Origin of the sequence: Streptomyces sp. NRRL S-646, from assembly GCF_000720765.1 — a bacterium.
Classification (GTDB): Bacteria; Actinomycetota; Actinomycetes; order Streptomycetales; family Streptomycetaceae; genus Streptomyces.
In genome coordinates, this window is record NZ_JODC01000008.1 from 198,788 (window position 1) to 213,756 (window position 14,969).

The 14,969-nt window shown below is 68.3% G+C and carries 7 protein-coding genes; 1 reads left to right on the forward strand and 6 read right to left on the reverse strand.

The window, feature by feature from the left end; all coding sequences use genetic code 11:
* Window positions 1–10 precede the first annotated feature (10 nt).
* From IH68_RS0120950 to IH68_RS0120960, 3 genes are all read right to left on the reverse strand, one after another.
* Window positions 11–1,579 carry an alpha-L-arabinofuranosidase B gene (locus tag IH68_RS0120950; RefSeq protein ID WP_030937446.1) on the reverse strand — a complete coding sequence of 523 codons (1,569 nt, stop codon included), beginning with the start codon at window positions 1,577–1,579 and terminating at the stop codon, window positions 11–13.
* A gap of 166 nt (window positions 1,580–1,745) precedes the next feature.
* On the reverse strand, window positions 1,746–3,305 hold the full coding sequence (locus IH68_RS0120955) for an alpha-L-arabinofuranosidase B (RefSeq protein ID WP_030937447.1): 1,560 nt from the start codon (window positions 3,303–3,305) through the stop codon (window positions 1,746–1,748).
* Between the two features lie 142 nt (window positions 3,306–3,447).
* Window positions 3,448–6,138 (reverse strand): RICIN domain-containing protein, encoded by a 2,691-nt coding sequence (locus tag IH68_RS0120960; RefSeq protein WP_030937448.1) that lies wholly within the window; start codon window positions 6,136–6,138, stop codon window positions 3,448–3,450.
* 528 nt (window positions 6,139–6,666) lie between these two features.
* Between IH68_RS0120960 and IH68_RS0120965 the strand changes: the two genes are divergently transcribed.
* Entirely contained in the window at window positions 6,667–8,613 is a 1,947-nt protein-coding gene (locus IH68_RS0120965) for an RICIN domain-containing protein (RefSeq protein ID WP_030937449.1), read from the forward strand.
* 464 nt (window positions 8,614–9,077) lie between these two features.
* Here the strand turns inward: IH68_RS0120965 and IH68_RS0120970 are convergent, their stop codons facing one another.
* From IH68_RS0120970 to IH68_RS0120980, 3 genes are all read right to left on the reverse strand, one after another.
* Window positions 9,078–10,748: an alkaline phosphatase family protein gene (locus tag IH68_RS0120970; RefSeq protein ID WP_051833614.1), complete on the reverse strand. Its 1,671-nt coding sequence runs from the start codon at window positions 10,746–10,748 to the stop codon at window positions 9,078–9,080.
* A 468-nt stretch (window positions 10,749–11,216) separates the two neighbouring features.
* Window positions 11,217–13,382, reverse strand: coding sequence for a thiamine pyrophosphate-dependent enzyme (locus tag IH68_RS0120975; protein ID WP_030937451.1), 2,166 nt, complete (start codon window positions 13,380–13,382; stop codon window positions 11,217–11,219).
* On the reverse strand, window positions 13,379–14,932 hold the full coding sequence (locus tag IH68_RS0120980) for an aldehyde dehydrogenase family protein (RefSeq protein ID WP_030937452.1): 1,554 nt from the start codon (window positions 14,930–14,932) through the stop codon (window positions 13,379–13,381). Before IH68_RS0120980 ends, IH68_RS0120975 begins: the two co-directional genes overlap by 4 nt.
* Window positions 14,933–14,969: the final 37 nt, after the last annotated feature.

Consider the following 14,969-nt stretch of genomic DNA (forward strand, 5'->3'; position numbering starts at 1 on the left):
CTCCAGGTCGTCAGCTCCAGGGAGAGGCCGTGAGCCAACTGGTGTCCTGGGCCCAGAACTTCGTGGAGTCCCAGGCGTTGGAGCCGCCGTTGCCGGCTATGTAGCCCGTGTAGGAGTAGTGGCGGATGTACTTCGTCGGGAAGTTGACGGACTGGAAGGAGGTGCCGACCCCGCTGTTGCCCGCAGTGGGGCAGAAGGTGGCGTCCTTCGCGAACGAGCTGCCGCCGGTGTCGGCGCTCACGTAGAGCTGGGAGGCGGAGTGGCGCAGGAACTGGCCGGGGTTGTTGGCGGACTCGAAGGTCAGACAGCTGCTGTCGGCCAGGCCGGCGCGGACGATCCAGGTGGCGTCCGCCTTGTCGGTGGCGGAGCTGGAGGCGTTGATGCTGGAGATGACGACCTTGGTGTCGGCGTCGTCGTGGCGGAGGTAGTGGGAGGTGCAGCAGGGGGCGGTGGTGGCCCGGAGGGAGATCCGGGAGCCGGGGGTGAGGGTTCCGGTGCTGGTCGAGCCGCTGTTGTAGCCGGCGGCGGTGATGTTGGCCTGTACGGCGTTCTCGGTGGCGTCCGAGGGGTAGCCCGAGGTCATGACGCCTTCGTAGAAGGTGCCGGCGCCTGTGTTGCTGTTGTCGCCGCCGATGCCGAGGATGATCGCGCCCTGCTTCTTCATCGGGTTGTAGCCGGAGACGTTGGGGCGCACGCCGCTGTAGTAGGTGGACAGGCTGCCCGACTGGGCGTTGCCTCCGCGGATGGCCCACTGGTTCGGGCCGCCCTTGACGATGGCGGTCCGGAACCGGCTGTTGACGCTGGGGTCGCCCGCGTTGAACCCGCGGTTCACGCCGGAGAACAGGCCGTTCTCCAGGTCTGCCATGACCCAGGGGCCGTTGCCGCTGCCCCAGCCCCAGCCTTTGCTGTTGCCGAAGTAGATGGCCTCCATGGTGCCGTTGCCGTCGTCGTTGCCAGTGGTCTCGGCGTTGCCGTAGTCGAAGCAGCAGCCGGCGTTGTAATGCGTGCCGTCGAAGATCGCGTACATGCCCTCCGGCTGGTCGCCGGTCGCGATGCCATGGGTGTTGTTGTTGCGGTAGCCGGTGCCGGGGGCCACGTAGACGCCGTACGCCTTGTGTCCGCCGACGGTGACCGGCGCCTCGAACGCGTTGGCCAGGTTGTCGTTCCCGCCCTCGGCCGGGCCGGGCCAGTGGCCCTTGAGTGCCTGAGTGAGGTTGTTGCCCTTGCCGGACTGGTCGTAGAGGACGGTGATGACGCAGCTGGTGCCCGCGCAGAAGGAGTCCTGCGCGGCGGCGTCGGCGTATCCGCCGGCGCTCAACAGGCCGATGTCCTTGGTCGCGTTGTCGGAGGCACGCTTGACCTGGTACAGCGGGCCGTTGTACGTCGCATACAGGGCGCGGGTCGTGCTGTGTGCGGCAACGCAGGGGGTGCCGCCTGCGGCGTAGAGGTCGCATGGCTGCTGGGTGGCGGCCTGCGAGGTGGTGGCCCCGGCGGTGAGCAGGCCGGCGGCGAGGGCGGCGGTGGCACCGGCCGCGAGGAGCGCGCGTCTGACGCTGCGGACCCACGGTGGCTTGATCATGAAGTACTCCTTCACAGGGGTGAGGTGAGGCGTCGACGAACCCCCGCTGTCCGGATGGTCGGACAGTGTCCGACTGTCCGGACAGCGGGGGCGCCTTGACGCTTCCGGGTCCGGTGCGGTTTCGGCTCTCTCAGGCACCGGCACCTGCGCCGGGGCTGGCTGTTCGTCAGCTCCAGGGGGCGGCGGCGAGCCAGGTGCTGTCCTGGGCCCACGACGACGTGGTGTCCCAGGCGTTGGTACCGCCGTTGCTCGCGATGTAGCCGGTGAAGCGGTAGTGGCGGATGTACTTGGCCGGGTAGTTGAAGGACTGCAGGGAGTAGCCCGTGCCGCTGTTGCCCGGCTTGGAGCAGAAGGTGGCATCGGCGGCGAACTGGCTGGTGCCGGCATTGGGCTGGAGGTGGAGCTGGAACGCGTAGTGCCTGAGGTAGCTGCCGGGTGTGTTGGCCGACTCGAAGGAGACACAGCTGCTGTCGGCCAGGCCGGCGCGGACGATCCAGGTGGCGTCGCCCTTGTCGGTGGTCGAGCTGCTGGAGGTCACCGGCGCGATCACGACCTTGTCGTCGCTGGTGTCGTGCTGCAGGTAGTCGCCGGTGCAGCAGGAGGTGGTGGCCTGCAGCGACACCTTCGCGCCCGGGGTGAAGGGGTTGGACGTGTTGGTGCTGTAGCCGGCCGCGGCGATGTTGGCCTGGACCGCGGCGTCGGTGGCGTCGGAGGGGTACCCCTTGACCATGGCGCCCTCGTAGAAGGTGCCTGCGCTCGCGTTGCGGTTGGTCTGGCAGCAGTCGCCGCCGCTGCCAAGGATGACGGCACCCTGCTTGTGCATCGGGTTCCATCCGCTGGGCAGTGCGCCGCTGTAGAGCTGGGTCAGGCTCCCGGACTGGGCGCCTGCGCCCTTGAGCGCCATCTGGGTGGTGCCGTTGTTCTTGAGCATTGCGGTGACGAAGCGGCTGGTCTGGGAGACCTGGTTGGGGTTCCACGTCTTGCTGCCGCCGGAGAACAGGCCGTTCTCCAGGTCCGCCTGCACCCACGGTCCGGTTCCGCTGCAGCCGCCGAACCAGCATTCCGTGCCGAAGTTGATCGCGTCCATGGCGCCGTTGCCGTCGGCCTTGTGGTCGATCTCCGTGTTGCCGTAGTCGAAGCAGCAGCCGTTGTTGACGTGGGTACCGCTGGTGACCATGTACTCGCCCTCGGGTGAACTGCCGGTCGGCACACCCCCGGAGGAGTTGTACGCGAAGTAGCTGTTGCCGGGGTTGATGTAGAGCGCGTACGCCTTCTGGCCGCCCACGCTCACCGCTTCGGTGGTCGCGACGGCCGCTGTGTCGGCGCCGCCGGTTCCGCCGGGGCCCTGGTAGACCAGGGTGTTGCCGCCGCCGGTCTGGTCGTAGACGCGGGTGATGGTGCAGGTGGTGCCCGCGCAGAACGAGTCCTGTGCCGCGGCGTTGGCGACGCCTCCGGCCGACAGTACGCCGATGTCGTGCAACGTACTGTCCGACGTCCGCTGCACCTGGTAGAGCGGGCCGTTGTAGGAGGCGAACAACGCGCGGGTGGTGCTGTGCGCCGCGACGCACGGCGTGCCGCCCGCCGCGTAGATGTCGCAGGGCCCTTGTGCAGCGGCCTGCGAGGCGCCGCTGAAGGCGACGAGGCCGGTGAAGGCGAGCGCCGCCGCGGTCAGGCAGACAACCACCCCGCGGCGCAGTTTTCGGAATATGAGCAGCGCAGGCACCATGTACTCCCTTGTTCATCGTTACGGGGACAGCAAGCCGCGCCCCCAGCAGGGTTTGCCATGGGCTCTGGGGGCGCGGGTTGATGGGCTGAGGGCGGGCGGACGCGTCCGGGCGGGGAATCCACCGACGCGTCTGGTCACCCTGTCACTGGATCGTCCAAGCCTGGTTGGACTGGTTCAGCGGCATCCACTGACTGACGGCGGCTCCGTTGGCCGTCGATCCACCACCGACCTCCAGGACCTGCCTGCTCTCGAAGTTGCGGATGACGTACCCACCGCTGGTCGGCTCGAAGTACCACAGCTGGTTGTTGCCGCCGTTGTAGGTGTACTGCTGCAGCGCGGTCCCCGTCCGGTGACTGGAGGCGTTGATGTCGAGGGCCTTGCCGCTGTTCCGGTTCACGATCCTGTAGAGCTGACCGCTGACCGGAACGATGTTCCACTGCTGGTTGGACCCACCATTGCTCGGCCACTGGATGACGCTCGCGCCGTCGGCGGTGGAGTTCTGGTTCACGTCCATCAGTTGGCCGCTGTTGACGTTCTTGAACGTGTAGTACGTCGATGCGTTGACGTTCGGCGTACCGGTCGCGTCCTCCAGCGCACCGCCGGCCTGCTGCACACTGAAGTCCGCGATGAAGAAGTACGCGCCGTCGGTCTTGGCGACCCGCACATAGCGGAACTTCTGACGGACGTCGATGTTGCCCATGAGTGTCGAGGCGAGCGGCAGCGTGTCCGTCTGGCGTCCCACGACGGTGTACGTGGCGAACGACGGGTCGTTGGAGGCCCGGATTTCGAAGTGGCCGCGCGTCTCCGACTGGTCCAGGTCCTGACGGGTCGTCAGGGAGAACTGTCCGAGCTGGTAGGCCTGCCCCAGGTCGACCTGCCACCACGCCGAGGTGTCGCTGCCGGTCGGCGACCAGCCGGTGGCACCGTCGTTGTCGTTGGCTTTGGCCGCTCCCCAGGCGGAACTGCTCACCGAGGAGGAGGACGCCGGCTTGTTGTAGGCGAGGTTGAGCTTCGCCGCCAGCCCCCGGTAGGCGGACTCGAGACCGGAGGCCTTGATCACCGCGTCGCCGGACGTCGTGTTGTTGGTGAGCGTGACGTTGGAGCCGTTGCGGTTCTGGTTGATGAATCCGTCGGTGTGCGACAGCACGTTGTTCGAAAGGGTCATGTTGTTCGACCCCTCGTCCAGGTACATGCCGGACACGGCCGAGCCGCAGGCGGACGGCATGCGTATCACGTCGTGGATGTAGTTGCCGTTGAAGACCGTGCCCGGGTCGTTCGAGAGGTGGTAGACACCGGCGGAGTCGCAGAGCCGGTTCATCACGTTGCCGATCCGGTTGTAGCTGACGCTGTTGCTGCCTTCGGCGTTGGCCGCCGACTGCCAGCCCCAGCCGAGCGAGATGCCGGCCCACGGAGTGTCGGAGATGCCGTTGTGGTCGATGGTGGTGCTGTTGACGAAGCCTGCGTTGATGCCCGCCGTGCCCAGGTAGTCCTCACCGACCCTGGTGATCAGGTTGTTCTTGACGGTGACGTTCTTGACCACCTCCCGGGCGTCCTCACCGGCAGGTGAGGTGGGCGGGTTGTAGACGGTGTGGAACTCCACGGTCGGGTCGGAGAACTTGCCGACCATGATTCCGTTGCCGGCGATGTCGTGGACGAGGTTGCCGGTCACGGTGCTGTCGTGCACGCCGTGGTGCAGGTCGAGGGCGGTGGCGCCCAGCTGTGTGAAGGTGTTGCCGGTGAAGGAGAGGCGGTCGGCGTTCGACGCCTGGACCCCGGCCGGCGGGCGACCCACGTACTGGTTGTTGGAGGTGTCGGCCGACAGGTTGTAGTTGCCGCCCTGGCCGTTGAGGTAGCCGTTGTTCGTCGACTCCATCCAGGTGGTCCCGGTGAAGGTGAGCCCGGAGAAGCGCAGGTCGTGGGCGGGACTGTCGAGGTTCGTGCCCTTGATGTCGAAGAGGGTCTGCAGCGTCGGGGCCTGCACGCCGGCCGTGGACATGTCCTCGCCGGGGCGGGGCTTGTAGTACACGGTCTGCGCGGCGGTGTCGACGTAGAACTCGCCCGGTTCGTTGAGGAACTCGTGGGCGTTCTCGAAGTGCAGGGGAGAGCCGTTGGAGAGGACCGGGAAGGGGCGCGGGAAGAGGATGCCCGCCTCGTGGTCCTGGATCGACACGTCGGCGGTGCCGTTGGCGGAGCTGATCGACTTCAGTCGCAGGTAGCTCTCGCCCCACTGCGTTTCCAGCATCATCTCGACCTGGTTGAGGTGGCCCCAGTTGGAGACCTGTGAACTGAGCACCTTCAGCAGCTTGTTGGTCTTGTCGCTGCCCTGCAGCTGGAAGTCCGAGCCGAGGTCGGGGAAGCGGGCCCGGGTGGCGCGGACCCCGTTGACGTACAACTGCCGGAAGTCGAGGGTGCCAACAGGCGCCTTGTACTCGCCGTTTGCGGCCGCGGTCCATCCGGTGATCGCCTTGCCGCCGGTGATGACGGGCGTCTCGCCGTTGTACGCCTGGTAGACGACTGTGTGGCCGTTCGTGCCCGAGTCGCTGGTGCCGAAGGTGATCGGGGCGGTGAGGGGGTAGGTGCCTCCGCGCAGGTTCACGACGATGTCGTCGGACATGTTCGCGTTGACGGCTCGGACCGCGGCCTTGGCGGCCTGGATGGTCTTGAAGGCTGCGGCGGTGCTGGTTCCCGAGTTGCTGTCACTGCCGTTGACAGGGTCGACGTAGAAGTTCGTGGTGGCCGCGTAGGCGGGTTGAGCGGGCAGTACGGCCGCGAAGACGACAGCCGCCGCTGCGAGCGCCTTGACTGTCCCGGCTCCGATGCGTGGGGGTCTCATCTGTGGTGTCCCTCCTCCGAACCCCTGCTCCTATGAGTTGCATTTATCAATGCAAGGAAGCGGTGCAGTCAAGACGATAGGCATGCCTATTTTTCACTGGCGCAACACGAATGACATGCGGAGGCATCGGGATCGGCGTAGTGCGCACCACCTGCAGCACGGAATTATCCCAGGTGACGGCGTTATTAGTGCTGGCCATCGACCGCCGGGTGCGTCTCGCCCGGCCTATTCCAGCGAAGTCGCCGAGTCTCCGAAATAAGTAGTACTCATTTAGTGGGTCCTGTCGCTGTCAATCTCCTTGAGCGCCGCCGTGACCGTAAGTGCCGTGCCTGAACCTCCGCGGGGCCTATGGGGTATCACGCTCCGGCGCCTCTGCGAAACATGGCATGTCTCGGCAGAACCAATCGTCGCCAAGACGAATAAAACGGTTTCATCTGCGCTCACTCTAAGTACTTTCATCCACTTACCTGTTGACACAGAGCAGTGACGTCATCGAACTTCATGCGTAACTCACCCGGGAGTACACCTATGTCGTCAGGAAGAACACTGTCCCGTCGTAGCCTGCTGGGCGCCGCGGGCGCTGCTGCGGCCGCGAGCGCGCTGCCCGTGGTTCCCGGCTTCTCCGGCCTGCTCCCTCAGGCGGCGGCCGCCGCGGACATGCAGACCAATCTCAGCAACCTGGTGAACATGCGGTTCGGCATGTTCAACCACTTCAACATGGGCACGTTCACCAACCAGGAGTGGGCCGCCCCGAACCAGAACCCGGCTCTGTTCGCACCCACGGCGGTCGACTGCGCCCAGTGGGCGGCGGCCGCGGCGGCGGCGAAGATGAGCTACGGCGTCCTGACCACCAAGCACCACGACGGCTTCTGCCTGTGGCCCAGCGCCTACAACACCTACAACGTCGCCAACAGCTCCTACAAGCACGACGTCGTCGCGCAGTACGTGACCGCCTTCCGGGCCCAGGGCCTCAAGGTCGGCCTGTACTTCTCCATCTGGGACCGCACCTACAACGTGCAGGCCTACGACACCCGCCACAAAGTCGCCTCCGACCAGGCCGTCCAGCCCGGCGACATCACCTACATCCTCAACCAGATCACCGAACTGCTCACGAACTACGGCACCATCGACATGTTCGTCACCGACGGCTACGCCTGGCAGATGGGCCAGCAGGCCGTTCCCTACCAGCGCATCAGGGAACATGTGAAGTCCCTGCAGCCCGACATCGTGATGATCGACCACGGCGGACTGTCGGTGCCCTACCTCGGCGACGCGATCTACTTCGAGGAGCCCCTCGGCATCACCTCACCGACAGGCAACACCTACGCCTCGCTGCAGGGCCAGACGATCAGCAACGGGTGGTTCTGGCATCCGACGACGCCCACGACCGATCCGATGAGCAGGGACTCCATCCTCTCCCATCTGACGGACCTGGAGCCCAAGTACACCTCGTTCATCCTCAACTGCCCGCCCAACCGCAACGGTGTGCTGGACACCAACATCGTCAACCGGCTCGCCGAGGCCGGCGCCGCCTGGAGCGGCCCCAACACCTCCCGGCCGCCCCTGCCCGCACAGATGCTCCGCGCCGAACACCCGGTCACTCCCGTGGCCGCCTACGCCACGGATTACCACACCGGCGAAGGCCCGATGAACGCCATCGACGGCCTCAGTGACAAGAACTTCGAGACCTGCTGGTCCACCTGGAACCTCCCGCTGCCCCAGACCATCACCATCGACCTCGGCGGCGTATGGAGCAACATCTCCACCCTCGAGTACCTGCCCAAGCAGTGGAGCCGCACCAACACCACCGACGGTGACATCACCGCCTGCACCATCTCCACCAGCACCGACGGCACCGCCTTCACCCAGGTCGCCACCGCCCGCTGGGCCGGCGACCGCACCCCGAAACTCGTCGAATGGGCGGGCCGCAACGCGGGCTTCGTCCGTATCCAGGTCACCGCCGGCACCGGCGGCTACGCCAACATCGGCAACCTGCGCATCGGCGGCCGCAGCGCGACACCCGCCCTGGTCTCCACCCTCTTCCCCGGCGACAGCACCGTGTACCGCCTCGTCGCCCGCCACAGCGGGAAGGTCGCCGACGTCTCGGGTGCCAAGACCGCCAACAACACCGCCATTCTGCAGTGGCCCTGGCAGAACCACGCCAACCAGAAGTGGACCATCGCCCGGGCCGACAGCGGCTACTACAAGATCCGCAACGTCAACAGCGGCACGCTCATGGAAATCGGCGGGCTCTCCCGCGTGGACGGCGCTGGCGCCGATATCTGGGGCGACGCCAACGCGCCCCAGCAACACTGGGCCATCACCCCCACCGGCGACGGCTACTACCTGCTCACCAACCGGCTCAGCGGCCAGTCCCTCAACGTCGACAGCGGCTCCACCGCCGACGGAGCCGCCATCAACCAGTGGACCTACACGGCCATCCCCCAACAGCAATGGCAGATCATCCCCTCCTGACAGAGGATCGGAAGAAACGTGTATCCGGCGCACACAGGCGCCGGATATGCGCACTTCTCGGGCGACCGGTGCCGGTCAGTCCGAGTTCACTGCGTCGGGCCTGCCGGGTCGCCGCAGGCCGGATCATCGACGATCTCGGCCCCCGGCCTGGCAGTTCACGGCCTGGGAGGACCCGGCTCGGTCAACTCCCTGGCGGGGTAAGGGCGGTGGCCGGTGATGTCACCGATCCGCAGACGGTGAACGCGCTGGCCGAGGACTCCGGAGCGCACGGGATCGCTATCGCACCGGGCTGGAACTCCCGTCGTCGGGAACGACGGACAGGCCCGCATCTCCTACGAGGACTACGCCGCAGCCCTCGTCGACGAGATCGAAGGACTCGCGCCGTCTCAACCGGCGCTTCACCGCCGGCTCCTGAGCCGAGCGCCTGACCCGTGCATCCGTAGGGCCAGGCGCTCAGCTACCTGTCAGTGCAGGGGGAGCGTCCGGGTGTGTTCGATGCGTACGGCGTCCAGGGACTGGGAGTTGAGGCCCAGGAGCCGCAGGATCGTCGGGGCGATCTGCGTGGTCCGCACCGACTCGCCTACCCGAACTCCCTGCGGGGTGGCGGCGCCGGAGACGATGAGCGGTACGTCGAGGTCGTCGGCGTGGGCGCCGCCGTGTTCGGCGATCTTGCTCTTGCCGCCGGTGTAGACGACGCCGTACTGGGTGATGCCGAACAGGTCGGGAACGCGGGAGTCGCCCGGGCGGGCGTGGAAGTAGCGGGCGGCCTCGGCGCCCGCGTAGAGGGTCTTGAGGCCGCCGGCCGTGAAGGGCTTGGCCGTGCCGTCGATGCCGTTGCCGGTGCCGGACTGGCCGAGCAGGTACGTCTTGGTGAAGTCGGTGGCGGCCTTGGAGCGGTCGGTGAGCCAGAGGAGCATCGCGTCGTCGTCCACGGCGTGCGCTACCAGGTCGCCTGCGCCCGGGTGGGCGGCCTTCCACGCGGCGTTGAGCCCGTCCAGGAGGGCACCGTCGTCGATGCGGGTCAGCGCCTTCGGGTCGGTCGGCGACTGGCCGTGCTTGGCCGAGAGGATGACTGTCGTGCTGCGGTCCAGGTGCTGCTTGTGGAGTTCGGCGAGGAACGCCCCGACCTGCTGGTCTACGAAGTCGAGGTTCTTCGCCAGCAGCGGCCCGGGAACGCCCTTGGCCTGGTAGCCGCCCGTCAGCCCGTCGGAAGAGGGGAGCTTCTGGGCGGTCGACACCGACTGGAAGTTCATGCCGAAGACCGCCGGGGTACCGACCCGGTGGGTGCGGCCGTGGTCGTATCCGTCGATCTCGTTCAGCACGGCCTGCACCTTGTAGCCGTCGTACTGTTCGGTCGCCGCGTTGTCCTTCGTCCAGTCCTTCCCGGCGGGGTAGCCGATGGCCTGGCTGTTGATCTCGGGGGCGAACAGGTCCTGGATGCCGTTGCCGGCCGGGCCGTTGAGGATCTCGTACGCGACGTGCTTGTCGGACCACGCGGTGCGCAGCCCGGCCTTGCGGGCCACGTCGAAGACCGTGTTCACCTTCAGGTAGCTGTGCGGGTAGAGCGGCGTGCACGTCTTCGGGTCGACCGGCAGCTTCGACGGGTCGATGAGGCTCGCGGCGTCTCCGGTCATCTTGAGAATGCTGCCGGGCAGTCCCGCGAGGCCCTGGCCTGCGTCGAGGGAGTCCTTGTTCTTGTCGAGGTCCTCGGTGAGGTCGACTTCGGCACCCCGCTCGGCGCCCGCGCAGGAGGTGGTGCCGGCCGGGAGGAGCGCGGTGTCGTAGGTGTCGTCGTAGTAGACACCGGTGGTGCCCGGGTTGCCGCCGGTGAGCTGGCCGACCATGCCGGGGAACGAGTCGGACGGGACGGTGGTTCTCGCGTGGGTGTACTCCACACCGCTGCCGGCGAGTCGGGCGAGCGCCGAGTCGGGGTGGCGGTCGATGTACCAGGCCAGGTCGGACTGGTGCAGGCCGTCGACGGACAGCAGTAGGACGTGCCGGGCGCGAGCGTGTGCCTGCGCAGGCGCGTGTGCCGCGGCGGGTGCGGTCGCCGTGGCGGTCAGGGCGCCCGCGGCGGCAAGCGCGGCGGCGGCCGCGGTGACGGTACGGGCGGGACGGACTGGACGTCGGAACAACGGTGCTCCTCGGTTGTACGGCGCGGGGGGCGGCGAACCGTGCAACGACATGGGAAGGGCACAACGTGTACGGGAGCGGACGTACGTGCCGGGTCCTGCCCAAGAAACGCATCGGCGCACGCAAAGAGGTGCGCTGCCGTCAGGTTCCGGCCGCGCACGGCGCAGGTGCCGTCGGAGGACGTGACAAGGCGGACGGCGGCTCTGCCGTGGCCGCGCGGTCGAAACCCGCCATGCCCGGGCGGGAACAGCTCCTGACCGCAGGCCGACGACCACCACCGCGATCCCCAGGTGCCCGCTGGAGTCCGGACAACTCCCGTACGGCCGACGGGCCTTCCCGCATCGCCGCGAGCACGGCCGGCATCAAGCCGCCCAGCCGCCACGGGGTTGTGCCGCCCCAGCACCCGCACCGCGAGCACCGCACCTGATCAGCGGAGGGCACCGTTCACCTGGACCTCGATCGGCAGCGCCTCAACGGCCCCCTGGGAGCAGCTCGCCCGCGGCCCGTTCCACGTCGTCCTCCGACACGAGCACCAACTGCGCCGCCTGTCCCAGTGGGACGAAGCTGTCGACGCTGGTGACCCGTCGTACGGCGCCGGTGAATCCGGCGTCGATCAGGGCGGTGACGACTCCCTCCGAGACGCCTCCCGTGCGGCGGGTCTCGTCGACCACCAGGACGCGGCCCGTCGCATGGGCTTCCCGCAGCAGGTCGTCGACCGGCAGCGGGGCCAGCCAGCGCAGGTCGACGACCCGGCAGCCGATGCCCTGTTGCTCCAGTCGGCGTGCGGCCCGCAGCGAGATGCGCAGACCGTTGCCGAAGGTCACGAGGGTCAGGTCCGTGCCTGTGCCGTAGGTGCGTGCCCGGCCGATCGGTACGTGCTGTGCGGCGGGAGGGTAGGCGGTGAGCCAGGCATTGTCCCCGTCTTCGTGGAGATCCCGGTTGTGGTAGAGCGCGATCGGCTCGAGGAAGGCGCTGACGGTGCCGTCCACCTTCGCCGCCGCCACGCACGTGCGCAGCATCGCGGCGGCGTCGTCGGGGCGGGACGGGGACGCGATGACCAGGCCGGGAATGTCACGCAGGACGCCGACCGCGTTGTCGTTGTGGAAGTGACCGCCGAAGCCACGCTGGTAGCCGTAGCCGGCGATGCGCACCACGAGGGGGTTGCGGTACTGGCCCTGGGAGAAGAACTGCAGCGTGGCGGCCTCGCCGCGCAGTTGGTCCTCGGCGTTGTGCAGGTACGCGAGGTATTGGATCTCCGCCACCGGCAGCAGCCCGGACAGGCCCGCTCCCAGCGCGAGGCCGAGGATGGCCTGTTCGTCGAGGAGGGTGTCGAAGACCCTGGCGGTGCCGAAACGCCGCTGCAGGCCCCGGGTCAGTCCGTAGACCCCGCCCTTGCGGCCGACGTCCTCGCCGAACACGACCATCTCCGGGTTGCTGCCGAGCAGGTCGGCGAGTGTGTGGGTGATGGCCTGGGCGACGGTGACGGGCTCGCCCACGGGCGCCGCGGATGCTTCGCTCGTACGGCGTGCTGCAGCCGCCACTAGTTCGGTGCGGCGGGGTGCGATGGCGGCGGCGATCTGTGTCGCTGTGGTCAGGGGCTCGCTCTCGAGCGCCTCCTTGGCGACGCCGAACACCCGCGCGCCCACCTCGTCGTAGCGTTCGAGAATCTGCTGGGGACTGAGGACGCCTGCCGCCGTGAGCAGGCGGGCAGTGGCCAGCAGCGGGTCGCGCCGCAGATCCGCGGCGACGTCGGAGGGCATCCGGTAGGCGGCTTCGGCGTCCGAGCCCGCATGGCCGAGGAAGCGCACCATCGACAGGTGCAGGAACGCGGGTTGGCGGTGCTTGCGAACGTGGGCCACGGCCTCGCGCGCGGTGTCGTAGGCGGCCTGCGGATCACAGCCGTCCGCGGCGAAGTAGGCAAGAGCGGGCCGGTTGCCGTAGGCGCGCCGCACCCAGTCGGGCGGGGTCGGCACGCTGATGCCCAGGCCGTTGTCCTCGCAGACGAACAGGATCGGCATCGGCAGCCCCTGGTAGGCCGCGTGGCAGGCGCTGTTGATGGCGCCCGCCGCCGTGGAGTGGTTGACCGAGGCGTCACCGAAGGAACAGCACACGACTGCGTCCGCGGGCCAGGCGCACTCGGTACCGAGCCGCTTGGCGCGGGCGATGCTCCACGCCACCCCGACCGCCCGCGGCAGATGGGAGGCGATGGTCGACGTCTGTGGGACGACGGCCAGTTCGCGGCGCCCGTACACCTTGTGCCGCCCGCCGGCGATCGGCTCCTCGGCTCCGGCGGCCACCCCCAGCAGCATGTCCCTGACCGCGTCGACGCCGCCGGCCTGCCGGGCGCGGGCGCAGTAGAAGGCGCCGGAGCGGTAGTGCAGCAGCGCCGGGTCGGTGGGGCGCAGCGCGAGGGCGAGTGCGGCGTTGCCCTCGTGGCCGCTCGATCCGATGGTGTAGTAGCCGCGGCCCTGCTGCTGCATCCAGCGCGCGGCGGCGTCGGTGTGCCGGCTCTCCAACTGGGCGTCGAACAGGTCCAGTGCGGTACGGCTGTCCAGTGGGCCCGCAGCCCGGGCGGCAGACCGGAGACCGGCCACCGCCTCGCGGAAGTGCCGGTCCAGGTCCTCGACGCCGCTCACAGGCGGAATTCCATGTCGGGTTCGAGCGTGGCCACGTCCATCTGCGCCTTCTGCAGCCGGCCGGAGTGGTCCCAGTTCATCGACTGCCAGCGGGTGAACTGGTCGAGTACCCACTGCCCCGACTGGCGGGAGCCGTTGCCCGACTTGCCGTTGCCGCCGAACGGCAGGTGCGCCTCGGCTCCGGAGGTGGTGTTGTTGACGCTGACCATGCCCGCGGAGATACCCCGCCGGAACGTCCACACCTCGTGCGGGTCGCTGGTGTAGATGGCGGCGGACAGCCCGTAGCCGTGAGCGTTGGCCAGGTCGAGGGCCTCGTCGAAGTCCCGGTAGGTGGCCACTGCGACGATGGGTCCGAAGGTCTCGCTGAGGAACAGGTCGTCGTCGCGGCGCACTCCGTCGACGATCACCGGGTGGTAGAACATGCCCGCGTCGGGGTCGCCGACGAAGCCCTTGCGCGGGTTGTCGGCCGTGATCCGCCCGATGCCGTCGGAGCCATAGGTGCGGTGGTGGTCCTTGATCCAGCCGAGGAAGGTCTCGTAGCGCTGCGCGAACCGCTCGTCGAGCATCGGGCCGTAGAGGACGTCCTCGAACGCGTCGCCGATCCGGGCCGCGCGGCTCGCGCTGTCGAAGCGGGCGAGGAAGTCCTCGTGCACGGACTCGTGGACGAGGAGCGTCCCGAGGGAGGTGCAGCGCTGTCCCGCGGTGCCGAATCCGGAGAACAACGCCCCCTCCACGGCCAGGTCGAGGTTCGCGCTCGGCGTGACCACCTGGGGGTTCTTGCCGCCCAGTTCCAGGCAGGGGGTTTGAAGGTGGCGTCCGCACAGGGCGCCGATCTTCTGGCCGACGAGCGTGGACCCGGTGAAGCCGACCTTGTCGACCAGGCCGCCGTCGAGGGAGGCCTCCAGGCCGGCGTATGTCTGCTCCCCGTCGGCGAGTACGAGGTTGAGTACGCCGTCGGGCAGGCCGCCGCCGTGCACGAACAGCTCGAAGAGCGCCTTGGCGCTCGCGGCGGCGTACTCGGCGGGCTTCCACACCACGGTGTTGCCGGTGACGAGCGCCGGTACGAGATACCAGGCCGGCACGGCCACCGGGAAGTTGCCCGCGGTGATCACCGCGACCGCGCCGACGGGGTTGCGGAAGGTGAACAGCTGCTTGTCGGGCATCTCCGAGGGCACCGTCTGCCCGTACAGCCGGCGGCCCTCGCCCAGGAAGAAGTCGCAGGTGTCGATGATCTCCTGCACCTCGCCGAGCGCCTCCGCGAGCGGTTTGCCGATCTCTTCGGTCACGATGCGGGCGAGCCGGTCCTTGTTGGCCTCGACGAGCCGCCCGATCTTTCCGATCGCGGATCCCCGCACCGGCGCCGGGACGTCGGCCCAGGACCGCTGCGCCGCCTTCGCGGCCTGGGCGGCCTCGACGAACGTCGAGGCGTCCCCGAGCGAGATCTCGGTGACCAGCTCGGCGGTACGGCCGGGATTGGGGCGCTGAAGAGTCCCGCCGGGAGCGCCGGCGACCTGTTGGCCGGCAACGATCGAGGCGACGGAACGGGCCATGACATTGCTCCTTGTCCGCTGGGAGGCGGCGGTGTCC

Coding starts and splice junctions, on each gene's coding strand:
- IH68_RS0120950 (WP_030937446.1), bottom strand. CDS start 1,579: ATGATCAAGCCACCGTGGGTCCGCAGCGTCAGACGCGCGCTCCTCGCG.
- IH68_RS0120955 (WP_030937447.1), bottom strand. CDS start 3,305: ATGGTGCCTGCGCTGCTCATATTCCGAAAACTGCGCCGCGGGGTGGTT.
- IH68_RS0120960 (WP_030937448.1), bottom strand. CDS start 6,138: ATGAGACCCCCACGCATCGGAGCCGGGACAGTCAAGGCGCTCGCAGCG.
- IH68_RS0120980 (WP_030937452.1), bottom strand. CDS start 14,932: ATGGCCCGTTCCGTCGCCTCGATCGTTGCCGGCCAACAGGTCGCCGGC.
- IH68_RS0120965 (WP_030937449.1), top strand. CDS start 6,667: ATGTCGTCAGGAAGAACACTGTCCCGTCGTAGCCTGCTGGGCGCCGCG.